27 protein-coding genes are annotated in these 25800 nt (G+C 72.0%); 15 read left to right on the top strand and 12 right to left on the bottom strand.

Going from position 1 to position 25800, the window contains the following annotated elements; translation table 11 throughout:
• Positions 1-202: 202 nt before the first annotated feature.
• The 3 genes from folB to ABEA93_RS25360 are packed head-to-tail and all read left to right on the top strand — an operon-like array spanning position 203 to position 1604.
• Positions 203-562, top strand: coding sequence for a dihydroneopterin aldolase (folB, locus tag ABEA93_RS25370; protein ID WP_345678170.1), 360 nt, complete (start codon positions 203-205; stop codon positions 560-562).
• Positions 563-585: 23 nt separating this feature from the next.
• Complete coding sequence (folK, locus tag ABEA93_RS25365; RefSeq protein WP_345678169.1) at positions 586-1116, top strand: 2-amino-4-hydroxy-6-hydroxymethyldihydropteridine diphosphokinase; 531 nt, start codon at positions 586-588, stop codon at positions 1114-1116.
• Positions 1113-1604, top strand: coding sequence for a DUF3180 domain-containing protein (locus ABEA93_RS25360; protein ID WP_345678075.1), 492 nt, complete (start codon positions 1113-1115; stop codon positions 1602-1604). Before folK ends, ABEA93_RS25360 begins: the two co-directional genes overlap by 4 nt.
• Positions 1605-1680: 76 nt before the next feature.
• Here ABEA93_RS25360 and ABEA93_RS25355 read toward each other — a convergent pair whose 3' ends face one another.
• On the bottom strand, positions 1681-2859 hold the full coding sequence (locus tag ABEA93_RS25355; RefSeq protein ID WP_345678168.1) for an ABC transporter ATP-binding protein: 1179 nt from the start codon (positions 2857-2859) through the stop codon (positions 1681-1683).
• Between the two features lie 109 nt (positions 2860-2968).
• On the opposite strand from ABEA93_RS25355, the gene ABEA93_RS25350 reads away from it, so the two are divergent.
• The 4 genes from ABEA93_RS25350 (at position 2969) to ABEA93_RS25335 (ending at position 7760) form a co-directional block, all read left to right on the top strand.
• Positions 2969-3733, top strand: coding sequence for an ABC transporter permease (locus ABEA93_RS25350; protein ID WP_345678073.1), 765 nt, complete (start codon positions 2969-2971; stop codon positions 3731-3733).
• Positions 3734-3764: 31 nt separating this feature from the next.
• The gene (locus tag ABEA93_RS25345) at positions 3765-4430 is read left to right on the top strand and encodes an ABC transporter permease (protein ID WP_345678072.1); all 666 of its coding nucleotides are present in this window, start codon (positions 3765-3767) and stop codon (positions 4428-4430) included.
• 9 nt (positions 4431-4439) lie between these two features.
• Positions 4440-5336 (top strand): ABC transporter substrate-binding protein, encoded by an 897-nt coding sequence (locus tag ABEA93_RS25340; protein WP_345678071.1) that lies wholly within the window; start codon positions 4440-4442, stop codon positions 5334-5336.
• A 147-nt stretch (positions 5337-5483) separates the two neighbouring features.
• Positions 5484-7760 (top strand): hypothetical protein, encoded by a 2277-nt coding sequence (locus ABEA93_RS25335; RefSeq protein ID WP_345678070.1) that lies wholly within the window; start codon positions 5484-5486, stop codon positions 7758-7760.
• Between the two features lie 107 nt (positions 7761-7867).
• On the opposite strand, the gene ABEA93_RS25330 is transcribed toward ABEA93_RS25335, so the two are convergent.
• The gene (locus ABEA93_RS25330; protein WP_345678069.1) at positions 7868-9019 is read right to left on the bottom strand and encodes an NADH-quinone oxidoreductase subunit D; all 1152 of its coding nucleotides are present in this window, start codon (positions 9017-9019) and stop codon (positions 7868-7870) included.
• Positions 9020-9098: 79 nt separating this feature from the next.
• Here ABEA93_RS25330 and ABEA93_RS25325 point away from each other — a divergent pair, with 79 nt between their 5' ends.
• The 3 genes from ABEA93_RS25325 to ABEA93_RS25315 are packed head-to-tail and all read left to right on the top strand — an operon-like array spanning position 9099 to position 12216.
• Positions 9099-9587 (top strand): PH domain-containing protein, encoded by a 489-nt coding sequence (locus ABEA93_RS25325; protein ID WP_345678067.1) that lies wholly within the window; start codon positions 9099-9101, stop codon positions 9585-9587.
• Positions 9588-9591: 4 nt separating this feature from the next.
• The gene (locus tag ABEA93_RS25320) at positions 9592-10941 is read left to right on the top strand and encodes a PH domain-containing protein (RefSeq protein WP_345678066.1); all 1350 of its coding nucleotides are present in this window, start codon (positions 9592-9594) and stop codon (positions 10939-10941) included.
• A gap of 36 nt (positions 10942-10977) precedes the next feature.
• Entirely contained in the window at positions 10978-12216 is a 1239-nt protein-coding gene (locus tag ABEA93_RS25315; protein WP_345678065.1) for a CaiB/BaiF CoA transferase family protein, read from the top strand.
• Between the two features lie 527 nt (positions 12217-12743).
• Here the strand turns inward: ABEA93_RS25315 and ABEA93_RS25310 are convergent.
• From ABEA93_RS25310 to ABEA93_RS25300, 3 genes are all read right to left on the bottom strand, one after another.
• Positions 12744-13235, bottom strand: coding sequence for a 2-thiouracil desulfurase family protein (locus ABEA93_RS25310; RefSeq protein WP_345678064.1), 492 nt, complete (start codon positions 13233-13235; stop codon positions 12744-12746).
• A gap of 57 nt (positions 13236-13292) precedes the next feature.
• Positions 13293-13688 carry a hypothetical protein gene (locus ABEA93_RS25305; RefSeq protein WP_345678062.1) on the bottom strand — a complete coding sequence of 132 codons (396 nt, stop codon included), beginning with the start codon at positions 13686-13688 and terminating at the stop codon, positions 13293-13295.
• Between the two features lie 121 nt (positions 13689-13809).
• A complete protein-coding gene (locus tag ABEA93_RS25300; RefSeq protein ID WP_345678061.1) occupies positions 13810-14184 on the bottom strand; it encodes a nitroreductase family deazaflavin-dependent oxidoreductase in 375 nt (124 codons plus the stop codon).
• Positions 14185-14268: 84 nt separating this feature from the next.
• Between ABEA93_RS25300 and ABEA93_RS25295 the strand changes: the two genes are divergently transcribed.
• Entirely contained in the window at positions 14269-14934 is a 666-nt protein-coding gene (locus ABEA93_RS25295; protein ID WP_345678060.1) for a TetR/AcrR family transcriptional regulator, read from the top strand.
• Positions 14935-14990: 56 nt separating this feature from the next.
• Here ABEA93_RS25295 and ABEA93_RS25290 read toward each other — a convergent pair whose 3' ends face one another.
• Entirely contained in the window at positions 14991-15482 is a 492-nt protein-coding gene (locus ABEA93_RS25290; protein ID WP_345678059.1) for a hypothetical protein, read from the bottom strand.
• Positions 15483-15604: 122 nt separating this feature from the next.
• On the opposite strand from ABEA93_RS25290, the gene ABEA93_RS25285 reads away from it, so the two are divergent.
• Complete coding sequence (locus tag ABEA93_RS25285) at positions 15605-16096, top strand: P-loop nucleotide/nucleoside kinase family protein (protein WP_345678058.1); 492 nt, start codon at positions 15605-15607, stop codon at positions 16094-16096.
• Between the two features lie 30 nt (positions 16097-16126).
• Here the strand turns inward: ABEA93_RS25285 and ABEA93_RS25280 are convergent, their stop codons facing one another.
• The 5 genes from ABEA93_RS25280 to ABEA93_RS25260 all read right to left on the bottom strand — a co-directional run bounded on the left by ABEA93_RS25280 (position 16127) and on the right by ABEA93_RS25260 (position 20449).
• Positions 16127-16687, bottom strand: coding sequence for an EF-hand domain-containing protein (locus tag ABEA93_RS25280; protein WP_345678057.1), 561 nt, complete (start codon positions 16685-16687; stop codon positions 16127-16129).
• Between the two features lie 74 nt (positions 16688-16761).
• The gene (locus ABEA93_RS25275; RefSeq protein ID WP_345678056.1) at positions 16762-17409 is read right to left on the bottom strand and encodes an NADPH-dependent F420 reductase; all 648 of its coding nucleotides are present in this window, start codon (positions 17407-17409) and stop codon (positions 16762-16764) included.
• Between the two features lie 30 nt (positions 17410-17439).
• Entirely contained in the window at positions 17440-18375 is a 936-nt protein-coding gene (locus ABEA93_RS25270; RefSeq protein WP_345678055.1) for a DUF2797 domain-containing protein, read from the bottom strand.
• Between the two features lie 20 nt (positions 18376-18395).
• Complete coding sequence (locus ABEA93_RS25265; RefSeq protein ID WP_345678054.1) at positions 18396-19178, bottom strand: TetR/AcrR family transcriptional regulator; 783 nt, start codon at positions 19176-19178, stop codon at positions 18396-18398.
• A gap of 77 nt (positions 19179-19255) precedes the next feature.
• A complete protein-coding gene (locus ABEA93_RS25260; RefSeq protein WP_345678053.1) occupies positions 19256-20449 on the bottom strand; it encodes an amidohydrolase family protein in 1194 nt (397 codons plus the stop codon).
• A gap of 208 nt (positions 20450-20657) precedes the next feature.
• Between ABEA93_RS25260 and ABEA93_RS25255 the strand changes: the two genes are divergently transcribed.
• The 3 genes from ABEA93_RS25255 (at position 20658) to ABEA93_RS25245 (ending at position 24807) form a co-directional block, all read left to right on the top strand.
• Positions 20658-22250 (top strand): class I adenylate-forming enzyme family protein, encoded by a 1593-nt coding sequence (locus ABEA93_RS25255; RefSeq protein ID WP_345678052.1) that lies wholly within the window; start codon positions 20658-20660, stop codon positions 22248-22250.
• 27 nt (positions 22251-22277) lie between these two features.
• Positions 22278-23141: an amidohydrolase family protein gene (locus ABEA93_RS25250; RefSeq protein ID WP_345678051.1), complete on the top strand. Its 864-nt coding sequence runs from the start codon at positions 22278-22280 to the stop codon at positions 23139-23141.
• Positions 23142-23205: 64 nt separating this feature from the next.
• Positions 23206-24807, top strand: a complete 1602-nt coding sequence (locus ABEA93_RS25245) for an ABC transporter substrate-binding protein (RefSeq protein ID WP_345678050.1) — start codon at positions 23206-23208, stop codon at positions 24805-24807.
• On the opposite strand, the gene ABEA93_RS25240 is transcribed toward ABEA93_RS25245, so the two are convergent.
• Positions 24808-25785, bottom strand: coding sequence for an SAM-dependent methyltransferase (locus ABEA93_RS25240; protein ID WP_345678049.1), 978 nt, complete (start codon positions 25783-25785; stop codon positions 24808-24810).
• Between the last annotated feature and the right edge of the window lie 15 nt (positions 25786-25800).

Genomic DNA, 25800 nt, shown 5'->3' with positions numbered 1-25800 from the left:
CCGGAGTTCGGCGTCCGGTCACCGGGAAGACATCGGGCCGTAGGAAGGTTGGTGACGGCAGAACGGCGTTCCTGCCGCGTCGCGGGGAGTGCCTTTAGCACTTGTGCCGGGCGCGCCGACGGGCACCCCACCCGGGGAGTCGTGTCTGCGCGCCTGGGTACATTCGTAGGGCACTTAGGCGATCGAGGAGGGCTTTCTGATGCTGGACCGCGTCGCGTTGCGGGGTCTGAAGGCCCGGGGGCACCACGGGGTGTTCGACCACGAGCGCGAGGAAGGCCAGACGTTCATCGTGGACGTGGTCCTCGGCATCGACACGCGCCCGGCCGCGGCGGGCGACGACCTGGAGCAGACGGCGCATTACGGCGTCATCGCCGAGGAGGTCGTCGCGGTCGTGCAGGGGGACCCGGTGAACCTGATCGAGACGCTGGCCCAGCGGATTGCCGACGCGTGCCTGGCACACAAGCAGGTCGAGGAGGTCGAGGTCGTCGTCCACAAGCCCGACGCCCCGATCACCGTGCCGTTCGACGATGTGACCGTGACGATTGTTCGGAGTCGTGTGTGACGGATCTGGGGACCGATACTTTGATGCGGATGCAGGCCCTGAGCGGCCCGCACCGCGCGGTACTTGCGCTGGGCAGCAACCTGGGGAACCGCAGAGACAACCTGCAGGGCGCGATCGACGCGCTTGCCGACACCCCCGGGATCCGGGTGAACGTCGTCTCGCCGCTGTACGTGACCGCGGCGGTGGGCGGCCCCGAGGACCAGCCGGACTACTTCAACGCGGTCATCCTGGTCGACACCTTCCTGCCTCCCGAGATGCTCCTCGACCGTGCGAACGCGGTCGAGGAGGCGTTCCAGCGGGTGCGCACCGAGCACTGGGGGCCGCGCACGCTGGACGTGGACATCATCACGTACGGCGACACGCAGTCGGACGACCCGCAGCTGACGCTGCCGCACCCGCGCGCGTTCGAGCGGGCGTTCGTGCTGGCACCGTGGCATGACGCGGATCCCGCGGCGGAGCTGCCGGGCCGCGGTCGGGTCGCCGACCTGCTGGCGAAACTGGACCTGTCCGGCGTCGAGCGCCGGGACGACCTGGAGCTGAGGCTGCCGGAGTGAAGCCGACGCGTCCCGCTGTGCTCCTCGGCATCGCCGTGGCGACCGGGGCATTGTCGTACGGCGGCATCGATCTGTGGCTGACCCGGGGCACGCCGCCCGGGGTGCCGGTGCTGGCGCCGTTCGTGCTGCTGACGCTGGCCGTGGCGGCGTTGGCCACCGGGTTGGCGCTGCGGGCCCGGTTCAAGGCGCAGCGCGAGCACCGGGTGGATGCGAAGCCGGTGGATCCGCTGACGGCGGCGCGGGCGGTGGTGTTCGCGAAGGCGTCGTCGCTGGTGGCCGCGCTGATCGCGGGCCTGTACGGCGGGTACGGACTGTATCTGTGGCTGCACCTGGACAACGAGGTGCGGCGGACGCAGGCGGCGCGCTGCGGGTTCTCGGTGGGTGCGGCGGTGCTGCTGGTGCTGGCCGCGCTCTTCCTGGAGCGGGTGTGCCGGGTGCCGGAGGATCCGGACAAGCCGGACCGACGCGAGGGGTCGGCGGCGCGCTGAGCCCGCTGTGCCCGCGTCTGTTGTGCCTGCTGTCCGGGGTGCCGGGTATTGCGGTCCCCGGTCGTGGTGCGGCGGGTCACCGGCCCGGAGCGTTGTCGACGGTTTCCAGCACGACGTCCTCCGGGGCGATGCCGGTTTCCTCGGCGCCGACCGACCGGCGCAGGGCTTCGTGGAGCCGGGCCGGGGTGAGGACGCCGAGGAAGCGGTCGCCGTCGAGGACGGCGACCCAGCCGGCGTCGTACTGGAGCATCTGGCCGAAGGCGGCTTTGAGGGAACTGCCGACCGGGACCCAGGCGTCCATGCGGCGGGCCCGGTCGCGGACCCGGCCGTCCAAGCGGATGCCGCCCGTGCCGTTTCGGTCGTCGTACCAGCCGTGCAGGGCGCCCGCTTCGTCGAGGACGACGGCCCAGCGGGCGTCCGCGGCGCGGAGCCGGGCGCGGGCGTCGGCGAGGCGGTCGTCGAGACGGACGACGGGCGGTTGTTCGACGTCGTCGGGAGTGACCGGGGTGACGGCGAGGCGTTTGAGGCCGCGGTCGGCGCCGACGAAGTCGGCGACGTAGTCGTTGGCGGGGGTGCCGAGGACGGCGAGCGGGGTGTCGTACTGCTCGATGTGGCCGCCCTGGGCGAAGACCGCGATGCGGTCGCCCATCCGGACCGCTTCGTCGATGTCGTGGGTGACCAGCAGCACCGTCTTGCGCAGCTCGGCCTGCAGGCGCAGGAATTCGGTCTGGAGCCGGTCGCGGACCACGGGGTCGACGGCGCCGAACGGTTCGTCCATGAGCAGCACGGGCGGGTCGGCGGCGAGTGCGCGGGCGACGCCGACGCGCTGGCGCTGGCCGCCGGAGAGCTGGTGCGGGTAGCGCTTGCCGTAGGTGTCCGGGTCGAGGCCGACCAGGTCGAGCAGGTCGCGGGCCCGGGCGCGGGCTTTGCCGCGGTCCCAGCGCAGCAGCGTCGGCACGGTGGTGGTGTTGTCGAGGACGGTGCGGTGCGGGAGCAGGCCGCCGGACTGGATGACGTAGCCGATGGTGCGGCGGAGCTTGACCGGGTCGGTGCGGGTGATGTCGCGGCCGTTGATGTGGATGCGGCCCGAGGTGGGTTCGATGAGCCGGTTGACCATCTTCATCGTGGTGGTTTTGCCGCAGCCGGACGGGCCGACGAGGGTGACCAGCTCGCCCGCGGCGACGTCGAGCGACAGATCGTCGACGGCGTGCGTGCCGTCCGGGTAGCGCTTGCCGACGTGTTCGAGGCGGATCATGGCCGGGGTCTCCCGGCCGGGATGCGCGCCGGGAGCCGCGTCGGGGTTCGTCATGCGGGCCCGGATACCCCGGGGATTGCCCGCGCACACTGCCGGGTACCCGCGCCGCGTGCTGACGGCATCGGGTGACTGCCTGGAAGAGAATGCGTGGATTTGCGGCGAATACGTCCGGGAGTACTGGCCGGACATCGCCACCGCGCTGCGCCAGCACGTCTTCCTGACGGTGGTGTCCGTCGGGTTCGGGATGCTGATCGCCTTCCCGCTGGCGCTGCTGGTGCGCCGTTTTCCGAAGACCGGGCTGCCGGTGATCGGTACGACGACGGTGCTCTACACGATCCCGTCGCTGGCGATGTTCGCGATCCTGCAGCCGTTCACCGGCTTGGACCGGTCGACGGTGGTCATCGGTCTGACGCTGTATTCGCTGACGATCCTGGTCGGCAACACGCTGGCCGGGCTGCGCGCGGTGCCCGCCGACGCGGTCGAGGCGGCGGGCGGCATGGGGTACGGGCCGCTGCGGCTGCTGGTCGCGGTGGAACTGCCGCTCGCGCTGCCGGCGATCATGGCCGGGCTCCGGGTGGCGACGGTGTCGACGGTTGCGCTGGCGACGGTCGGCGCGGTGGTCGGGTCGGGCGGGCTGGGCAACCTGATCCAGTCCGGTATCGACACGCTGTTCAAGGCGCAGGTGCTGACCGCGTCGGTGCTGTGCGTGCTGCTGGCGGTCGTGTTCGACCTGGTGCTGCTGCTGGTGCAGCGGCTGCTGACGCCGTGGACGCGGACGCCGGGACGGCGCCGCCGGCGCCGGCTACCCATGCCGGGTCCCGCGGCGGACACGGCGGCGGACGACCTCGGGGCGCGGCCGAAGGCGGCGGTGTGAGGACCGGCGCCCCGCGAGCGGGGGCTGCCGGATGAGCGTGTTCGACCAGGCATGGGACTGGCTCACCGACGGCGCGAACTGGTCGGGGGAAGGTGGGGTCTGGCAGCGCCTCGGCGAGCACGTGGCGCTGACCGCGGGAGCGGTGGCGATCGCCGCCGTAATCGCGCTGCCGGTGGCGCTGTGGCTCGGGCACATCGGCAAGGGCGGCGCGCTGGCGGTGAACATTTCCAACATCGGGCGTGCCGTGCCGACGTTCGCGGTGCTGGCGCTGCTCGGGCTCAGCCGGCTGGGGATGGGGACGGTGTCGACGGTGGTCGCACTCGTGCTGTTCGCCATTCCGCCGATGCTGACCAACGCGTATGTGGGGATGCGCGGGGTGGACCGCGATCTGGTGGAGGCGTCCGCGGGCATGGGCATGACCGGGTTCCAGACGCTGCGGCGCGTCGAACTGCCGCTGGCGCTGCCGCTGGTGGTGACCGGCATGCGGACCTCGGCGGTGCAGGTGGTGGCGACGGCGACGCTGGCCGCGCTGGTCGCGGGCGGCGGGCTCGGTCGGATCGTCACCGCCGGATTCCAACTGCAGGACCAGGGACAGGTGGTGGCCGGGGCGTTCCTGGTCGCGGTGCTGGCGCTGCTGGTCGAGGGCGCGTTCACGCTGGTGCAATGGGCTGTGGCGCGTACGCCGCGGCGGAACTGAGGGGCGGGCATGCGGCGGTGGGCGATGGTGCTGGCTGCCGTTCTCGTGCTCGGCTCCGGACTGTCGGGCTGCGGCGGCGAGGGCGGCGGGCTGACCATCGGGTCGCAGGGGTTCACGGAGAGCCGGATCCTCGCCGAGATGTACCGCCAGATGCTGGTCGCCAACGGCGTCGACGCACACGTCAAGACGGTGATGAACCGGGAACTGCTGGAACCGGCGCTGTCCGACGGCGACGTCGCGCTGGCCCCGGACTATGCGGCCACGCTCGCCGAGTTCCTCAACCTCCAGGAGAACGGCCCGGACGCGCCGCCTGTCGCCTCGCCCGACCTGGACACCACGATGGCGGCGCTCACCCGCCTGGCCGCGGAGCAGAACCTGCGGCCGGGGACGCCGACGCCGGCCGTCGACCAGAACGCGTTCGCGGTGACGCGGGAGTTCGCGGCGGAGCACAACCTGCGCACGCTGTCCGACCTCGGCGCGTCCGGCGTCGAGGTGCGGATCGCGGCGGGGGAGGAGTGCAAGGTGCGGCCGTTCTGCGCGCCGGGGTTGGAGCAGACGTACGGCATCAAGGTGTCCGGCGTCGATCCGTTGGGCGTGGGGACGGCCGTGGCGAAGCAGGCCGTCCAGCAAGGGCGCGACCAGATGGTGCTGGTGACGACGACCGACGCGACGCTGGACCGGTACGGGCTGGTCATCCTGGCCGACGACAAGAAGCTGCAGAACGCGGACAACATCGTGCCGGTCGCCTACCAAGGCGACGCCGACCGCGTGCTGCCGATCGTCGACCGGCTCGGACCGGTGCTCACCACCGCGGACTTGGCGGCGCTGAACAGGAAGGTCGACCAGCAGCGGCGGCGCCCGGCCACGGTTGTCCACGACTATTTGAAGGCACATGGGCTGATTTGAGGCCCGGACGTCGTTTGCCTGGCGTGCGGCTGGATCTGGTGCTTGGTCGGCACGTCGAGGGATCTTTGCTGTCTTGATGTCGATAGATCATCAGGAATCGGTGTGCCGCCGCACGTTGGAACATTCGTGCACGCTAACGTCATTCCCATGCCTCGTGGACGTCACCGCCAGTCCTCCGCCCTGCTGCGCATATCCGTGCTCACCGGGGCACTTTCGCCCGCGCTGATCGCCTTGCTGCTGATGGCAATAGGCGGGAGCACGACGGTGCTTCGCGTCGGCGTGCTGTGCGCCGTGGTGTCGACGGCGGGCGTCGTCGTCCTGCTGCGGCAGAGCCGCCGCGGGTACGGCAAGGACTTGGCGGTCCGCAGCGGCGAACGCGAACACCTCGCGCAGAGCGCCGACGAGGCGCGCGCGGGCCGCGAGGAGACCCTGCTGAAGCTGGCCGCCCGGGAGCGGGAACTCGCCACCGCGCGCGAGCGCGAGCGGGGGATGCTCAACCGCATCGCGAACCTGGAGAAGTCCCTCCCGCCGCGGCCGGTCCGGCTCAGCGCCCCCCTGTTCGCGCAGGGCGCGGCGGCGCTGGCGAACCTGGAGCGGGCGGCGGCGGAGCGGAACCGGGGGAATCTGTACGAGGCCGAGGCGCCGGGTATCGGCGTCGGGGCGGCCACGGCGGACGGTTCGCCTGCGGCGGGCGGCGGGGTTGCCCGCAAGGGCCCCGGGGCTCCGTCGGCTGCGGGTGTGCGGGGCACGGGGGTTGTGCCGCGGGTGGGTACGGGTCTGATGCCGCAGGCGGGTGCGCGGGCGTCCGAGGGAGCGCAGAGCCTGCCGGGTGCGGATGCGGGTGCCGCCGCGGCGACGGCCGCTCGGGTGGGTGGTGCGGGGACCGACGTGGCTCGGCCCGCGGCTCCGTCCGGTCGGTCCGGGAACACCGCCGGGCCTGCGGGGCCCCTTGCGACGCCGGAGAGCGTTGCCCGAACCGGCACTTCGGCAGTCGACCGGACTCCGGTCCGGCGGCCGTCGGCTACCCCGTGGGCGATTGCCTCCGGGGTACCGGCTGTGGGTGCTCCGGGTGTGGTGCCTACGGCCGGCTCTGCCGGTGGTGCGACTGCGGGGCCGGGCAACGAAAGCCAGGCAGCGCCCGGTGCCGCTTCGACGGGCTCCCCGACGCGGGGGGCCGTTGCCGGCCGCTCGAACACCGCCGTGGACCGCACGGCGGACGACACTGCCGCGCCGAGTGCCTCGCCCGGCGTTCCGGTGTCGGACGCGGCGACCGCCCGTGTGGCGCAGGTGCCTTCGTCGGCCGGCGGGCGGGTGGCGGCCGCGAGTGCCGCGACCGCCGCGCAGGCCGCCCTCGCGAACAATGCCGCGGCAAGCCCCTATTCGTTGGCCGACGGACAGCTGCCCCGGCTCGATGCCCCGCAGCCCGTGAGCGGTGACGCGACCGCGGCGACCCCGCCGCCCGCCGACCGCGCGGAGCCGAACACGCAGCCCGGCGATGCCGCAGCCGTGGAATCGGCAGCGTCGCAGGTCCCCGGCGTGCGACGCCCGCCGATCGCGGTGTCCGGGCTGGTTCCGGCGTACGCGGCTTCGGTATTCGGACCGGTGCAGGGCACGGCTCCGGCCCAGGCCGTTGCTGCTCCGGCTGCTCCGGCGGCCGCCGTGGCGCTGCCCGCGCCCGCGCGTCGGCATGCGGCACCGGAGGCGTCGTCGTCTGCCCCGCCGCCCTCGGCCCCTACCGCCGTCGATCGCCGCACTCCTCGGCACGCCGCGCCCGCGGAGGTTGCGCCTCTCGGTACGGCGCGTGTGCCGGAGCCGCGTCCGGAGGCCGATGCTGCGTCGGATGGTGCGGTCGACACGGCGGTTCCCGCTGCCGCCGAGCCGATCGCGGGCCCGTCGGCTGCCACCGCGACTTCCCCCGCCCTCGACCCCGCCGCCGAACTCGTGCTGCGGCCCGCCGCCGCGGTCGAAGCCTTCGTGCCGGCGGCCGAGCCCGCCGAAGGCGGACCCGTGCTCGACCTCGGGGTCGAGTCGCTCGAACCGGCCGTGGCCGCGCTGCCCGCCGACGAAGCCGTCGCCCGCGTGGTCCGCGACGTCGCGGACACCGTGCGGGAGACGAACCGGCGGATGGCGGAGGCCGAGGCGGCCGCGGGCCGGTTCGACTTCTTCGGGCGTCCGGTGGCGGAGGACCCGGCGGTGGAAGACGCGGTGCCCGAAGCCGAAGCCGAAGCCGAAGCCGCGCCGCAGGCGCCCGTCCCGCCGCGTGCCACCCGCACGCCGCGCGAGCTGATCGCCGGGCGGGCCGCCGCGATCCGTCCGCTGCTCACCCACGAGCCGCGGACCGGGCGTGCGCTGCCGGTCGACCTCACCGCGCACGACGACACCGAGCAGCTGCCGAAGATCGTCGACGACCGCAAGCAGGCCTGACCCTCGGCTGTACCGCACCGCACCGCACCGAACCGCCTCCGCGGGCTCCCGTCGCCGGGAATCCGCGGAGGCGGCGGCGTTTCCGGTCGCGCGCGGCGCCCCGCCGCCTACTTGTCGATGTCGCCGACCACGAAGAACATCGACCCGAGGACCGCCACCATGTCGGCGACCAGGCAGCCCGGCAGCACTTCGGCCAGCACCTGGATGTTGTTGTACGACGCCGACCGCAGCTTCAGCCGCCACGGCGTCTTCTCACCGCGCGACACCAGGTAGTAGCCGTTGATGCCGAGCGGGTTCTCCGTCCATGCGTAGGTGTGCCCCTCGGGGGCTTTCAGCACCTTCGGCAGCCGCAGGTTGATCGGTCCCGGCGGCAGGGCTTCGAGCCGGTCGAGGCACGCGTCGGCGAGGTCCAGTGACACGTCGACCTGGTCGAGGAGGCACGTGAAGCGGGCCAGGCAGTCGCCTTCGGTGCGCGTCACCACCCGCAGGACGTCGGCGAGGTCGCCGTACGCGAGGTACGGCTCGTCGCGCCGCAGGTCGAAGTCCACACCGGAGGCGCGCGCGATCGGCCCGCTCACCCCATAGGCGTGCACCTGTTCGGGGGTCAGTACGCCGACACCGCGCGTCCGGGCCCGGAAGATCTCGTTGCCGTGCACGAGGTCGTGCAGCACCGGCATGCGCGATCGGACGTCGGCGACCGCGGTGCGGGTCCGGCCGAGCCAGCCCGCGGGCAGGTCCTCCTTCAGCCCGCCGACCCGGTTGAACATGAAGTGCATGCGGCCGCCGGAGATCTCCTCCATCACCGTCTGGATCTCCTCGCGCTCCCGGAACGCGTGGAAGATCGGGGTGATCGCGCCGAGTTCGAGCGGGTACGAGCCGAGGAACATCAGATGGTTGAGCACCCGGTTCAGCTCGGCCAGCAGCGTGCGCGCCCACACCGCGCGCTCGGGCACCTCCATGCCGAGCATGCGTTCGACGGCCAGGACGACGCCGAGTTCGTTGGAGAACGCGGACAGCCAGTCGTGCCGGTTCGCCAGCACCAGGATCTGCCGGTAGTCCCGCACCTCGAACAGTTTTTCGGCGCCGCGGTGCATGTAGCCGACGATCGGCTCCGCGCTGACGATCCGTTCGCCGTCCAGCACGAGTCTCAGCCGCAGGACCCCGTGTGTGGAGGGGTGCTGCGGACCGATGTTGAGCACCATGTCGGTGGTGTCGAGCTGGTCCGCGCCGATCCCGACGCCCACGGTGGTCTCCGTCATACCGCCGATTTTGCCAGCCGCCGGGCGGCGCCCGGTTCGTCCGCGGCCCCGGCGCGCGCCCGGCTTCTACGCTGGGCCCATGGATCACGCCCTCGCCCCGCCCGACCAGCAGTGGCACCCGGTGTCCGGGCAGCTCTACCGGGTGCGCCGGTTCCTGGCCGTGGCGGTCGTGCTCCCGGCGGCGGCCGCGGGCGGCGTGCTCGCCGGGATCTTCGTCGCGCCGTGGCTCGGCGCGGTCATCGCCGGGACGCTCGCGGTCGCGCTGGCCTGGACGCTCGTCGCGCTGCGCCGGAACCAGCGGTCGTGGCGGTATGCGGAGCGCGACGACGATCTGCTGATCGCACACGGCGTCCTGTTCCGGCGGCTCGTGGTGGTGCCGTACGGCCGCATGCAGTTCGTCGACGTGACCGCCGGCCCCGTGGAGCGGCACTTCGGCATCGCCACCATCACCCTGCACACCGCGTCCGCGACCACCGACGCGGTGGTCCGCGGACTGCCGCCGGAGGAAGCCGCCCGGCTCCGGGACCGCCTCGCCGAAAAGGGCGAGGCCCGGTCGGCAGGGCTGTGACGGCGTGGCAACCGAGGAGGGACCGGCCGACGGCGGCAGCCGCCTCGCCCGCCGCCTGCACCCGCTGACCCCGGTCGCGCGCGGGTGGAAGGCGATGGCGGTGGTTTTGGCGATCTGGGGCCAGCACGCGGCGCGCTCGCCGGAGACCCGGATCGGCCTGGCGATCGCCGGTGCGGTGTTCGTGGCGGCGCTGCTGTGGGGCTGGCTGAGCTGGGTGTTCACCGTCTACCGCATCGAGGCGGACGATCTGCGGATCGACTCGGGGGTGCTGTTCCGGCGGACCCGGCACGTGCATCTCGGGCGGCTTCAGGCGGTCGACGTGGTGCGGCCCTTCATCGCCCGGCTGCTCGGGTTGGCCGAACTGAAGCTGCAGGTCGCCGGCGGGGAGTCGGCGGAGGGCTCGCTGGCGTACCTGCGCGAGACGGATGCGCAGGCGCTGCGCGCCGAATTGCTGGCCCGGGCCGCCGGGGTGCGGCCGGACGCGGGGGAGGCGCCCGAGCAGCCGCTGGTCGTGGTGCCGATGCCGGTGCTGATCGGGTCGGTGCTGCTGTCGGTCGGCACGTGGGTGTTCCTGCTGCCGTCGGCGCTGCTGGTGGGGATGGCCGTGGGGACCGGGAACGAGCCGCTGCTGCTCGGTTTCGTGCCGCTGTTCATCGCCGCGTGGCAGTTCTCCGTCGGGCGGGTGCTGCGGTATTTCGACTTCACGCTGTCCGAGTCGCCGGACGGGCTGCGGCTCGCGCACGGCCTGATCGAGCACCGGCACCAGACGGTGCCGCCGGGGCGCGTGCAGGCCGTGCGGATCGTGCAGCCGCTGCTGTGGCGGGCGAAGGGGTGGGTGCGGGTCGAGGTCAACATCGCGGGCTACGGCAAGCACGACGACCACGAGAACCACGAGTCGACGCTGCTGCCGGTGGCGCCGCTGCCGGTCGCGCTGGGGGTGCTGAGCCGGATCCTGCCGGGGGTGGACGTGCAGGCGGTGCCGCTCTCCCCGGTGCCGCGCCGGGCTCGCCTGCACAGCCCGGTGCGGTGGCGGGCGATGGCCTGCGGGGCGGACGACCGGGTGTTCGTGGCGCGGCGGGGGATCCTGCACCGGGAGACGGATGTGATCCCGCACGCAAAGGTGCAGAGCGTCCGCCGGACCCAGGGGCCGTTCGAACGCCTGCTCGGATTGGCGACCGTGCACCTGGACACGACGCCGGGTCCGGTGCACGTCACCGCGCCCCTGCGGGACGCCGCCGAGGCGTCGCAGCTGGTCCACGACCAGGCCGAAAGGTCACGAATCGGACGCCGGGGAGAGGGGCCTCACAGGTGGTCGGCGCGTTTGGGGGGTTCCCCTGCGGACGTCGATCGCTAGTATCTGACGCACCGTCACATTCTCCTGGAGGTCGCCATGAGTCAGGTGCCAGCGCCGCTGGCCGGAGTCCGGATCATCGAATGCTCGATGCTCGGACCCGCCGCGATCACCTCGGCCCTGGTCGACCTCGGGGCCGAGGTGATCAAGATCGAGCCGCCGAACGGCGACTACATCCGCGACATGACGTGGCCGATCATCGAGGGCGTCTCCCTCATGCATCTCCACATCAACCGCGGCAAGAAGTCGCTGGTGCTCGACCTTCGCAAGCCCGAGGCGCTCGAGACGTTCAAGGAACTCGTCAAGGACGCCGACGCGGTCATCGAGGCCATGCGTCCGGGCGGTCTCGCCAAGCGCGGGATCGGCTACGAGGACCTGAAGGCGGTCAACCCCAAGCTCGTCTTCTGCACGATTTCCGGGTACGGGGCGACCGGGCCGTACCGCGACATGCCGTCGCACGGTGTGGCGTACGACACGTGGGCGGGCGTCGTGAAGCCGGCGTTCACCGAAGAGGGCCACCCGTACACGCCGGAGCACGCGTCGATCGGCATCCACGCCGGCCCGCTGTTCGGTGCGCTCGGCGTGCTCGCCGCGATCATCCGCGCCCGCGCGACGGGTGTCGGCGGCCAGATCGACATCGCGCAGTCGGATGCGGCGGCGGCGATGGACTGGCTGCGCAGCGAGACGTACAAGGCGTACGAGCGTCCCGAGTCCGAGGTGACCGGCAACAAGACGGACAACTACGTCCGCCGCGCGCCGGGTACCGCGGGCATGACCGAGGGCGTCCGCTACCAGATGTACAAGTCTTCGGACGGGTACGTGCTGTTCATGGCGTCCGAGCAGTCGCTGTGGAAGAACTTCTGCGAAGCGGTCGGCCGCCCCGAGCTGTTCGAGAAGTGGCCCGGTTCCACCTACGCGGACCACGCGGTGGGCAACATCGAGCTCCGCGAGGAACTCCGCCAGATCTTCCTCACCCGCACCTCCGCCGAGTGGCTCGCCTTCGGCAACGAGGCCAACACCCCGATCGCCCCGGTCAACGACCCGAAGACGATCGCGGACGACCCGCAGTTCCAGCACCGCTTCCAGTGGTTCCCGAAGGAAGAGCTGGGCAGCGACCAGCTCTCCTCCCCGATCCACTTCGTCGGCGAGGAACTCCCGCGCCCGTTCAAGGCTCCGACCATCGGCCAGCACAGCGCCGAGGTCCTCCAGGACCTCCTGGGCTACGACGATGCCAAGATCGCCGAACTCCGCGAGGCGGGCGTCCTGGGCAAGGGCTGACCCACCCACCGGGCTTGAAGGCCCCGCCTTCCTGCCCGCGGTTTCACCTCCACCGAGCGCCGCGTGGCCCCCAGCCACGCGGCGCTCGGCGTTGCTTTCGGAACTCGGGCTCGAAGACTCCGTCATCCTCGCCCGCCGACCAATCGCCGCCTGACCGGCCGCCGAAACCCGCCCGCAGGTTCCCGTCGCTCGCCTCACCGCTCCTGGCCAGCGTGAACTCCCGGCCATCGTGACCGGGGCCGGCAGACCCTGTTCATGTTGCGCGCGCCGCCCCCGCGGCGCACGAACCGGACTCGGGCTCGCCCGCGCGGATACGTGGCCAGGGCTGACCGATCGACCTGCCTTCGGTATGGCGGGTGGGCTGCCAAGATCCTCTCTCTGGCGCGGTCGAAGCCCCATCGAGTCGTCGATGGCCAATTGCCTTTGTGGAAAGCTATTTTGTGCGGCGCGCGGCCATGGGCGGCGCGGCGGCCGCGGCCGCGGCCGTGACGAGTGAGCCTGCAAAGGCAACAGCCCAGTGGGGATCTTCAATTCGATTCCAGACTCTCCAAAGCTCTTTCCGCTTCGTCGAGTTGACCCTCGTGGAAAACCCGGACGCCCGCTCGGCGCAGGGCTGCCGCGGCGACGCCTTCGCCGGGGAGCAGCGTGCCGGTGAAGGTGCCGTCGTAGGCGTGGTCGTTGCCGCAGGACGGGCTCTTGGTTTTCAACACGGCGATGTGGATGCCGTGCCGGGCTACCAGATCGAGGCAGCGTTCGGCGCCGGAGAGGAACGCCGCGGTGACGTCGCCGCCGTCGATCGTGACCACCGGCAGGCGCCCGTCCAGCACCGCGGCGCCCTGGCCGCCGGGGATCTCCGCCCGCGGACGGGGTGTCGGGAGGCCGCCTTCGACTTCGGGGCAGACCGGGACGACGCGTCCCTCGGCGGCCCAGGCGGCGAGCAACGGGTAGGCCGCGGTGGCCTGTCCGTCGTACCGCACCCGCTCGCCGAGCAGGCAGCGGCTGACGAGGACGCGGTGCACGGGGTCACCTCCAGGGGAGCGCTCGACGGCCGACGATTCCCCACGATAGGGCCGCGGTCAGGCGGGCATGCGGCGGCGAACCGCGGGGTCTCTCTCCAGGACCAGCGTCCGGGCGGCGATCAGGGTCGCCGTGACCGCGGCGCAGATGGCCGGGAGGAACGGGACGAGGATCAGCACGCCGACAAGCGGTATGCACATCCCCATGGCCAGGGTCGCACTGCCGAGGATCGTTCCCGAGACCAGCTCCGCGACGACGAGTTCACGGTTCGTCCGGGCGAGGAGGGGCCACGCCAGCAGGCCGAACGCGACTCCGAACAGGAGGGCTGCCGTGGCAGGACCTGCCAGGTACACGAGGACGCCCCCGATGACCAGAACGGGGATCGTCGCGAGGCCGAAGGCGATGCCCGCCCACACGGCGGCGTGGCGGCTGGGGCGGCTGTCGGGAACGGGCATGGAGCGCTCCTCGGGCTTGCCGGGCAACGGTTTTGAGCATTCGCTCAAATTGAACCACGGAGGCATGCCGGCCGTCATCGGCGGGTCTCGTCGATCCCCGAAGCGCCCAACTCGTCGGCGGTCAGCCGGCCGTCGTGTCCATCCGCAGGAACTCCGTGATCCGCAGCAGTCGCGGAGGCCGCCGGACCTCCGGCGGGAGAGCCCGGAAGGCCTCGGCCCGGTCCACGAGGCGCGGGGCCGTGAGCGCCACCTCCGACCCGTCGACGCGGAGGCGGGCCGTGCCCGCGGCCAGGACGTTGCGGGCCCAGTCCGAGCGCGAGCCGTAGACCAGGACGAACAGGTAGCCGCCGTCGACCGGATGCGCGTCGAGGGGAGTGCGGTACGTCGTGCCGGAACCGCGGCCCACGTGGGTCAGTACCGGCCACTTCCCGCCCGCGATCGCGCGGGGGTTGAACAGCCGCTTGTTGATGTGGCCCCACCACAGAGGCATCGGCATGGGTGTCTCCTTACGCTCGTAAGGTGCCTTACGTATGTAAGGTTGACTCGTAGGCCCGAGCCTGTCAACCGATCAGGAGCCGCGATGCCGGCAGCACCCCGCGCGGCCGCGCGGCAGCCCCTCACGAAAGCCCGCGTCCTGGAGGCCGCCGTCCGGGTCGCCGACCGCGGCGGCGTCGAGGCGATCACCATGCGCAAAGTCGCGCAGGAGCTGGGCGTCGAGGCCATGTCGCTGTACCACCACGTGCCGAACAAGGGCGCGATCCTCGACGGGGTTGTCGACGTCGTGTTCGCGGCTGTCGAACTGCCCGACGCGGGCCGCGGCGACTGGCGGGAAGCCCTCCGCACCCGGGCGTTCTCCGCGCGCGCCGTCCTGTCCCGGCACAGTTGGGCGCTCGGGCTCATGGACTCCCGGCGCAACCCGGGCCCGGCCACGCTCCGCCACCACGACGCGGTCCTCGGCGTGCTCCGCCGGGCCGGCTTCACGCTGCCGATGGCCGCGCACGCCGTCTCGCTCATCGACAGCTACATCGGCGGCTACGTCCTCCAGGAGAAGAGCCTGCCGGTGGCCGATCCGGGCGACGTGGAGGCCGTGGCCGGGGACATCCTCGACGCGCTGCCCGCCGACGAATTCCCGTACCTCGCCGAGATGATCACCGACCACGCGCTCCGCCCCGGCTACGACCACACCGCCGAGTTCGGCTACGGCCTGGACCTGATCCTGGACGCGCTCGAAGCCCGGCGCGGGTAGGAGTCACGCCGGGCGCCGACCGCCCCACTATGCCGTAACCGGCCAGGGACGTCGGGTCAGATCATGTCGGGCACAAGCATGTAGGTACCCCGCGCGCGCTCCTGCGACTTGGGCGCCTGAGCCATGGCAGCGCGCTGTTCCTGGCGCGCCTCGGCCTTGGCGACCCTGTTCTCCAGGAATCCGGTCGCTGCGATCTTGGCGGCCTTCAAGACCACGTCGCTGGCGCCGGGTACCGCCATGCCGAGGCTGACCGCGCCGCCTTCGGCGATGTACTGGGCCGCCTTGACCGCGGGCTTGAAAAAGTCCGCTCCGACCTTGATGGCGTGTGCGGCCTTGTACAGGCCGTGCTGTTGGACGCGTTCCGCGGTGGTGTTGATGCCGACCTTGTTGGCCAGGACCGCGATCGCGCGTGCCGGGAGTGTGGCTTTGGGCTCAATGTCGGTCGGGTCCTGCTGATACTTCGTCAGTGTCGCCAAAGGGATCACTCCGCGGCAGGTGGCGGTCCGGCTCTCAACGGACGAGACGCTAGCCGAGCGCATGCGTTCCACACCGCCTCCTGTCCAAATGACGCAAGCGGAGGACATCCGAGACGCCCCGAAAGGCCTTTGTGTGCGGATGCGTTCGCCAAATGGCTTCGCTGCGTTCCGAGCGTGCCACCTAGGCTGACCCGATGACGCACGCCCCACCCACGGTTGTCCTCATGTGCGGTCTCCCCGCTTCCGGCAAGACCACCTACGCGCTGGAGCTGGAACGCCGCGGCTACGTCCGGCTGTCGATCGACGAGGTCGTGTGGCGGCGCATCGGCGGCCGCGACCCGGGGGTGGTGCTGGCGCCGGAGGAGTTCGACGCGCTCAAGGACGAGGTGCGGGCCGAACAGCGTGTCGAGCTGGTTGAGTTGCTGCGGGCCGGTCGCGATGTCGTGGTGGATTACAGCTTCTGGAGCCGGGCCGCGCGGGACGACTACAAGGCTCTGGTGGAGAGTCGCGGCGCGCGGTGGGAACTGGTGTACCTGCCGGTGGATCACGCAACGCTGAGGCGTCGCCTGGCCGTTCGCAACCGGGAGAACGGCGCCAACGCGGTGACCGTCGACGACTCCTTGTTCGACCGTTACGCGACAGGCTTCGAAGTGCCGGACGGAGAAGGGGAGTCGGTGATCGCCTAGCCGCGCCGCCCACGGCGTCGGGTGCGAGGCTCAGCCCAGATGCCGCGGGTCTCCGAAGACCCAGTTCCCGGGCGCGTCCGGGTCGTTGCCCGCCAAGTAGGCGACGAGTGCCGAGCGCAGTTCGTCGAGGGGGAGGCGCCCGTCGCCGTCGGTGTCCAGGCGGCCGAAGGCCTCGGCGAGGGACGCGTCGGACAGGGTCGGGCAGTGGCCGCGGGTGAAGTCGGCGAACTCCGCGGCGTCGATGGAGCCGTCGGCGTCCCGGTCGGCGATGGAGAAGTACGTCTCGGCCAGACCGCCCAGCGCCGCACCCGCCAGCTCCGCGTCCGCGGACAGGGCCAGCGTCGAAGCGAGGAACTGCGCCCTCTCGATACGCCCGTCGCCGTCCTCGTCCTGGGGCAGGTGCACGTCCCGCCAGATCCCCAAGTACGCGTCGACGATGGCGCGTTCCTCGCTTCCCCCGTCCGGATGGCCGAGGGCGGCGGCGATCCGCCGCCCCATCGCGACATGGTCGGCTTCGGTCAGCGCCCCGTCGCCGTCGGCGTCCAGCAGGTCGAAGCCGTACAGGATCTTCGCGCGCAGGAAATCCGTCATGGGCGGCCAATCTACTCGCAGCGGACACCTTTTTCCGGGGAAGCCGGGGAAGCCGCGACGGCGAGACCGGTCCGTCAGCCCTTCAGCACCCCCACGTTGAACACCCGTGCGCCGGCGGCGCCCATGAGCCGCAGCCACAGGCTCAGGAACAACTCGGTGCCGCGGGCGCTGGAGAGGTCGCCGAGGTCCATGACCTGGTCGTCGCCCCAGCCGAACGACCGCAGGATTCCGGCGACCTGGGCCTTGGCGTCGGCGTCGTCGCCGCTCAGGAAGACGTTGTGGGGGCCCGGCACCTGACCGGGGTCCACCATCACCTCGTTGGCCATGGTGTTGAGGGTCTTGACGACCTTCGCCTCCGGGAACGCCGCCTGGATCTGCTCGGCCACGCTGATCCCGTCCGGCTGCACGACCTTCGGCGGGAAGCCCTCCGAGAAGTCGAGCGGGTTGGACACGTCGATCAGCACCTTGCCGCGCAGGTTCTCCGCGCCCGCGGCCCGCAGCGCGGCGAGCGAGACGAGGCCGCCGGTGGCGTTGAGGACGATCTCGGCACCCGCCGCGGCCTGCGCGAACGTGCCGTGGGCCGCGTCGGTGGCGGTCGCCCATTCGATGGCGGCCGGGTTGTCGGCGGTGCGGGAGCCGAGGGTGACCTCGTGCCCGACGGCCACGAGCTTGCCGGCGAGTCGGCGGCCGACCTCGCCGGTGCCGAGGACAGCGATCTTCACAGGGTCTCCCTCCACAGTGGCGGAGTGCGACTACCCCGCCGTGCCCCAGTCCATGAACAACTGCTCCCCGGTGTCTTCTTCCGGTACGGCAACCGGGTGCAGTGCGGCGTCGATCACCGCCTCCGCGGGGGCGGAGCCGAGCGCCCAGCCCTCCAGCAGCCGCCCGTCGAGGAGCACCAGGCCGTGCGGTGTCGCAAGGTACACGTCGGATCCGATCACGTGCTTGATCGTTCCGGCGACGACCGCGCCCGGGGTGAGCGGGGCGACCTCGGCGGACGGGTGAATGCCGCCGTCCGGCAGGCCGTAGGCGGGTGCGTGGTCGACGATCGGGAATTCGCCCGCGGAGGACAGGGATTCCGGCCACCCCGCGGAGGCGAGTGCGGCCCGGCGTACCTCGGACAACCGCTCGGCCCGCCGGTCCGCCGGTGCGGGCGCCCGGCGTGCGGTCCGTTTGGCGGGCGACATCACCCGTTCGGGCAGGCCCAGCCCGGTACGCAGCACGCTTTCCGCGCGGCGTGCCGCCATCAGCGGGCCTTCGGCGAGGAACACCGAACCGAGCGCGCCTTGTTCGAGGAGCCGGTCGATGCCGCGCCGGGCGGCGGTGATGCCGACCTTGATCGTCTCGGCGCCGTGGTACGCGAGGTAGACGCGGTACGGCTGCGGATCGTCCGGCACGGTGTCCGCGGCCACCGACGACGACCGGTCCAGCGCCTGGCATGCCGGGCACTGCCCGCCGTGCGCCGACGGCGGCAGCTCCGCCGCGTCCGGGCACGGGATACGGCGCCGCCCGCGCCGGACGCCGAGGCAGCGCCGGTCGGCGCCGACCCGGAACGACGGCGTGCCGCCGAGCCGCAGCGGGCTGACCCGCGGCGGGGCGCCGCCGGGCGCGGCCCACGTGAGCGCGGGGCCGTCGTGCGACCAGCGCACCCCGGCGGGGCGCCAGACGTGCGGAGCGGGACCGGTCATAGCGCTTTCTGTCTCGCGCGTCAGGCGAGGTCCGGGTCGGCCGGAGACACGTCGTCGGGGCCGGACGCGGAGCCGGAGACGGAGCCGGAGTCGGAGTCGGAGTCGGCCGGGGATACGGCCGAGTCCGCCGCGGTCCGCCACACCACGTCGCGGTCGTCGTCCGTGCCGCCGTCGAAGGCGACCGCCGCGGGCGAGAGCACGTACCGCACGGTCGCCTGGACCCGTTCGAAGACCTCGGCGATCGTGCAGCGGTCGGTGACCCACGTGGTCAGCGCGTGCATCAGCACCGCCTCGATGGCGTTGCGGGCGATGCCGCGCGGGCCCGCCGGTACGTCGGCGAGCAGGCGCTCCATGACCGCGCTGTTGTTGCGGGAGATGTCCCGCATCGCCTCGCTGGCGAACGGGTCCGTCGACGTGTAGATCCGCACCATCAGCTCGGCGAAGTGCGCGTGCCGCTGGAATCCGCGGATCTCCCGCGCCGTGTAGTTGAGCATGCGCTCCACGACCGGCAGCGGCTCGGCGGCCCGGGAGCCCGGCTTGTCGAACTCGGCGAGCATCCGGTCGGTGAGCCGCCGCTGCCATTCCGACATGGCGACCGCGAGCAGGTGGTCCTTCGACGCGAAGTAGCGGTACGCCGTGCCGAGCGCGACGCCGGACCGTTCCGCGACGTCCTTCATCTGGAAGTGGTCCGGCCCGCTCTCGGCGACCAGGTCGACCACGGCCCGGGTCAGGCGCTCCCGGCGCGCAAGCTGGCCGCGGGTCATCACCTCGACCGGCAGCGGCGCGGGGGTGTTGGGGAGCATGAGCGGAAGCCTATCGACGGAGAAACGGGCCGGGCACCGGACGGGCGGGCGAGCGCGATGCGGGCCCGCCCGCCGCCTCACCCCGGACGCCGCACGCTCAGCCCCGCGCCGTTGTCCCGCATCACCAGCCGGCAGTCGTCGTCGCCGAAGCCCGCTCCGCGGAGGTCGTCGACGAACGCGGCGGGCACGGCGAGGCCCTCGGCGTGCGGGAAGTCGGAGCCCATGAGGATGCGCTCGGGGCCGATCATGGTGCGCAGGCCGGCCAGGGCGTCCTCGTAGAAGGGGGCCACCCAGACGTGCCGGCGGAACGTCTCACGGGGGTCCTCGGCCCACATCTGCGGGGTCTGGCCGTAGGACTTCTTGAGCTTCTCGAACAGGTGGAACACCCAGTCCGAGCCGGTCTCGATGGCCGCGACCCGCAGGTTCGGGAACCGGCCGAACAGGCCGTGCGCGAGCAGGCTCGCGAACGTGTCCTGCACCGGGTTCGCCGACACCAGGCGGCGGAACGGGTGCACACGGAACGCCTCGACCTCGGCCGGCTCGCCCCAGTCCCGCAGGTACTTCGTGTAGTGGGACTCGCCGCCGTGGTAGACCACGGTCAGCCCGGCCTCGTTCACCCGCGACCAGAACCCGTCGAACATCGGGTCGGCGGGCGCGCGCATGCCGGACGCGGTCGCGACCGGGCCGGCGACCATGACGACCGTGCGCGCGTCGCGGCCGATCGCCCAGTCGATCTCCCGCACGGCCGCTTCCGGGTCGCACAGGGTGATGTACGGCGCCGCGAAGATCCGCTCCCGGTAGGCGAACCCCCAGTCCTCGTCCAGCCACCGGTTGAACGCCCGGAACGCGGCCACCGCCGCCGGGATGTCGTGCACCAGCGCCTGCTCCATGCCCACCCCGAGCGTGGGCAGGAACACGGCGCCGTCGATGCCCTGCTCGTCCATCACCGCCAGCCGCGCCTCGCGGTCCCGGTACGCCGCCGCGATCGGCTCCAGTTCGCCGAACAGCTCCGACGTGTCCAGGCCCTGCGGGTTGCGGCCGCGGAAGTACTCGTCGAGCGCCCCGGGCTTGGACACCGGGTCGAACGTCGGGTTCGGGATGTACCGGTTGAGCTTGCCGCCCACGAGCAGCCGCCGCCGCCCGTTGATCTCGACCCACTGCATGGTGCGCCGGGCCATCCGGCGGTCGAGGTGGCGGGTGAAGGCGTCTTCCGCTTCGTAGTAGTGGTTGTCGAAGTCGAAGCAGCGGAAGCCGAGCGCGCGTGCGGCCACGGGGACTCCATGGGTCGGTCGGGATGTGCCGCACACAGTAGAAGGTGATTCTAAATTTAGCCAGAGCTGGAGCAGTGCAGTGGAAACACGGTTGACGTGACCGCCGATCCGGTTCCTCTTGTTTGATTTGAAATTCTGTTCTAGCTTCGCCCGGCATCGGCGCCCGTCGCCGACGACCCTGCCCGCCGTGCCAAGGAGGGGGTACGCCGTGCCGTTCGCGACCGCGGTCGAAGAGGTGCTCGGGGTGCCGACGGAGGTCTTCGTCCACCGCCATCCCCACCTGCCCGCCATGCTCGCCGCCGCGGCGGCCCGGGAGCCCGACCGCCCGTTCCTGGTCTTCCCGGACCGCACGGTCGCCTACCGCGAGGCGGCCGGGCTGATCGCCGCCCGTTCGGCTCTGCTCGCCGACCGCTACGGGGTCCGCAAGGGGGACCGTGTCGCACTCGCCGGCGCGAACAGCCTCGAACACGTCCTCGGCTATTGGGCGGTGCTCGGGCTCGGCGCCGTCGCCACCGGCCTCAACGGCTGGTGGAGCGGGCCCGAATTCGCCTACGGCATCGGCCTGACCGACCCGGTCCTCGTCCTCGCCGACGCGAAGCGTGCCGAGTTGCTCCGAGCCCATGGTCAAGTCGCGGTCGATTTCGACGAGTTCGGTGCCGCGGCGGACGCACACGGGGGAGGCGGCGCCGAAATCCTGCGCCCCGGCACGGTGATCGACGAGGACGACCCCGCCGTCGTCCTGTTCACCAGCGGCACCACCGGCCGCCCCAAAGGCGCCACGCTGTCGCACCGCAACGTCGTCTACTTCGCCCAGGCATGGGCCCGCCACGCGGCCCTCGCCCTCGCGCGGAGCGGCGCGGCCCCCAGTGCGACGCCCCCCGTCGCGCTCGTCACCTCGCCGTTCTTCCACGTCTCGGGCGCCGCCAACATCCTGGCCACCGGACCGTTCAACGCCGGCACCGCGATCTTCCCGCCGCCCGGCCGCTGGGACGAGACCGCGCACCTGGAGCTGATGGCCCGGTACCGCATCACCCGGTGGAGCGGCGTCCCCACCCAGTACTGGCGCATCCTCGACCACCCCGGCTTCGGGTCCTACGACCTGACGGCCGTCACCGCCCTCGGCTGCGGCGGCGCGAACCTCGCCCCGGAACTGCTGCGCCGCATCCGCGCGGCCTTCCCCGGCGCGCAGGTCAGCAACGGCTACGGCATGACCGAGACGTTCGGCGCCGGCACCGTCCTCAAGGGCGTCGACGCCGCACACGACCCGGCCTCGGTCGGCACGCCCATCCCGCTCACCCGGGTGCGGGTCCGCAGGCCCGACGGCACCGACGCCGCCGACGGCGAGGTCGGCGAGATCCATCTGCACGGCCCCGGCGTCTTCCTCGGCTACTGGCGCGACCCGGTCGCCACGGCGGCCGCTCTCGACGCGGAACGCTGGTACCGCACCGGCGATTTCGGGCGGATCAGCGACGGCGTCCTGCACCTGGAAAGCCGGATGCGGGACCTCATCATCCGCGGCGGCGAGAACATCTACCCCGTCGAGGTCGAGAACCGCCTCGTCGAGCACCCCCACATCGCGGACGCGGCCGTCGTCGGCGTCGACCACACCGTCCTCGGCCAAGAAGTGAAAGCGGTCGTGGTGCCCGCACCGGGCGCCGACCTGACCGCGGACGCGGTCCGCACGTGGGTCGCGGGAGCGCTGGCCGCGTTCAAGGTGCCCGCGCATGTCGAGTTCCGGCGCGAACTCCCGTACTCGGACACCGGAAAAGTCCTGAAGCGGCTCCTCGAAGCGCACAGCTGACCCCACCCCACCACGTACGGAGCACCCATGGGCTTCCCGGCAGGCCACCCCGTCGTCGACACGATGATCGGCTTCCCGCAACCCGGCGACGCGCAATACGACTTCATCCGCCGCCAGACCAAAGACCGGGAATCCCGCGAGGAGATGCGCTTCCCGGCCGAGTACATGTTCAAGCAGGTGCCGCACGACCTGCCCACCGACGACCCGATCGCCGTCACCCTCGCGCAGATGGACCACTTCGGCATCGCACAAGGTCTCGTCGGCCTCGGCACCGAGACCGCCCGGCGCGCGGTGACCCTGCACCCGGACCGGTTCGTCGGGTGCAGCAGCCTCGACCCGAACCAGGGCATGGCCGCGATCCGGCAACTCGTCGCGGAATACCAGGGATTCGGCTCACGCGCCGTCTCGCTGTTCCCGGCCGGGGCGTTCCCGCAGGTGCCGATCAACGACAAGAAGATGTACCCGATCTACGCCAAGTGCGTGGAACTCGGCATCCCCGCCTTCGTCTGCGCCGGTGTCCCCGGGCCGCGCCTGCCCATGGCCGCCCAGCACGTCGAGCTGATCGACGAAGTCATGTACGACTTCCCGGAACTCGTCCTGGTCACCCGGCACGGCTGCGAACCGTGGACCGACCTGGCCGTCAAACTCATGCTCAAATGGCCCGGACTGCACTACTCCACCAGTGCGTTCGCTCCGCGGCACTACCCCAAGGCGATCGTCGACTACGCCAACACCCGCGGCGCCGACAAGATCATCTACGCCGGGTACTTCCCGATGGGCCTCTCCCTCGACCGTATCTTCGGCGACCTCCCGCAGGTCCCGTTCAAGGACGAGGTGTGGCCGAAATTCCTGTCCGGCAACGCCCGCCGGGTGCTCGGCCTGGCCGATTGAGGTCCGCTGCTTCCGCTCCGCCGTTCCACGCCCCGTACCGTCCGCCCCCCGAGGAGGTTCCGCCATGCCGTGGAGACCCGACCCGCGCCGCACCCCGCCGCGCCGCACCGCCCCGCGCCGCCGTGCCGCGGCCGCGCTGTCCGCCGTCCTGGCCCTCGCCGCGACCGCGTGCGGCGGCGGCTCCGACGACAAGGACGCCCCGGCCGCGTCCGGCGCCGCGGCCAAGACCGGCGGCAGCCTCACCATGCTCGCGCTCGCCGACTCGCGGGCGCTCGACCCGTTCACCGCCTCCGGCGTCGCAGTAGCCGACGAACCCCGGCTGTCCGCGCTGTACGACCCGCTCGTCTACCTCGACGACGCCGACGGCAAGGTCAAGCCCCACCTCGCCGAAGGCCTCACCACCGCCGACAACGGCGCCACGTGGACGCTCAAGCTGCGCCCCGGCGTGAAGTTCTCCGACGGCACCGACTTCAACGCCGACGCGGTCAAGCTCACCTGGGAGATGCACACCAAGCCGGAGAACCGCTCCACGCAGGCGTCCTACGCCTCCGGCCTCACCCTTCAGGTCGTCGACCCGCTCACCCTCAGCATCACCCCGAAGGCGCCCAACCCCAACTTCGACCGGCTCGTCGCCACGCGCCTGACCTACATCGAGGCGCCGTCCGCCCTCGCGAAGGGGCTGACCGAGGCCGGCGCCAAGCCGGTCGGCGCGGGGCCGTTCATCCTGCAGAGCTGGACGCGCGGGAGTGAGCAGGTGTTCGTCCGGAACCCCGACTACTGGCAGAAGGACAAGGGGCTCCCCAAGCTCGACAAGCTCACCATCAAGGCCGTGCAGGACCGCGAGCAGCAGTACACGACGGTCAAGGCGGGCGGCGCCGACCTCGTCGCCAGCTCGTACCCGGAGTACCTCGACCGGGCGAAGAAGGAACTCCAGGTCTCCCAGCTCAGCCTGATCGGCGGCCAGCACATCGCGTTCAACCTGCGCCAGGCGCCGTTCGACGACATCCGGGCCCGCCGCGCCATCGCGCTGGCGCTCGACCCGGCCGAAGTGCCCAAGGTGCTCGGCAACGGGTTCGTGCCCGCCAAGAACTTCTTCGACCAGACCTCGCCGTTCTTCGACCCGGCCGCCGCGCAGCCCGCGCAGAACAAGGAAGAGGCGCAGAAGCTGTTCGACGAGCTTGCCGCGGAAGGCAAGAAGGTCGACTTCACGTACACGATCTCGCAGACCGGTGTGAAGGTCGCCGAGCTGATGAAGAGCCGGCTCGAACAGTTCCGCAACGTGTCGATGCGCATCGAGGCGCTGGACGTCGCGGCGTTCGTCGCGAAGTTCAACGTGCAGCGCAACTACCAGGCCGGGCAGTACCAGTCCTGGCTGCCCGATCCCGAGCCGGAGATGTGGAGCCTCTTCCACTCGGCCAGTCCGCTGAACCAGAACGGCTGGAAGAACCCGGCGGCAGACAAGGCCCTCGACGACGCCCGCGCGAGCACCGACCCGGCCGTACGCAAGCAGGCCTACGCGGCGCTCCAGCAGGCGATGGTGGCCGACCTGCCCGTGTGGGTCTATGCGGAATCCACCGTCGGGATCATCTACGGGAAGAACGTCAGCGGGGTGCAGGTCTACAACGCGGGGAGTCTGTTCATGGACCGGGTGGGGGTGGGCGGGTGATCAGGCTTCCCTGAGGAGCGCGGGGACGTCCATTCCGACGCCCTGCACCACCCAGCGGAAGTCGCCCAGGCCGCCGCGGGCGGTGAGTTCGCCGGCCTCGCCCGCGTCGCGGAGGGCGTCCAGATAGGCGCGCGGGTTGGAACGGGCCAGGTCGTAGGGCGGCCGGGTGCCTTCGACGCCGAGTGCGCGCAGGGCTTCGCGTTGCGTGCGCAGGACGGTGCCGTGGGCGCCCGCCGCTTCCCCGGCCGCGGCGACCGCGTCCACGGCGACATGCCAGGTCACGTCGCAGGTGCCGTCGGGGACGGGGTCGACCGCGCGGCCTTGCCGGTACCCGGCGAGGGTGCCGGCCGGGGGACGGCTGTCGCGGTCGTGCCCGTAGTCGATGGCGACGGCCAGCCCGCGGCCGAGCCGGTGCACGGCGGCCGCCCAGGCCTCGTCGCGGGGGGCGCCGATCTCGGCCCGGGTGCCGGGCGCGGCGCCTTTCAGCGGCCACCAGCGGTTCAGCCAGGCGGCGTCGGCGTCGGCCGCTTCGGGCCCGAGGCGTTCGCGGCCGGTGCCGGACTCGACCTCGACGATGCGGGGGGTGCCTTTGCCGTCGACCTCGACGATGTCGACCGGCACGTTGTCGAGCCATTCGTTGGCGACGAGGAGCGCGGGGGCGCCGTCGGGGACCGTGTCGGACCAGCCGATGCACGGGGGCAGCGCGTCCGGGCAGGCGGCCACGTCGACCCCGTGGAGGCGCAGGTCGGGGTCGATGCGGGTCATGGCGACGAGGAGTTCGCCCCGGCCGGCGCCGACGTCGACGACCCGGGTCAGGTTGGCGGCCCGGGCGAGGCGGGCGAGGGCCCCGGCGAAGAGCGGCGAGGCGTGCACGGAGGTGCGGAAGTGGCCTGCTGGGCCTTCGGGGCGCAGGTAGAAACCACCGGGGCCGTAGAGGGCGCGGTGGGCGGCTTTGCGCCAGGATGACCAGCTGTTCATTGGGGGTGACGGTAC

Source organism: Yinghuangia aomiensis (genome assembly GCF_039542225.1).
Lineage (GTDB): Bacteria > Actinomycetota > Actinomycetes > Streptomycetales > Streptomycetaceae > Yinghuangia > Yinghuangia aomiensis.
This window is presented reverse-complemented; position numbering and strand designations above follow the sequence as displayed.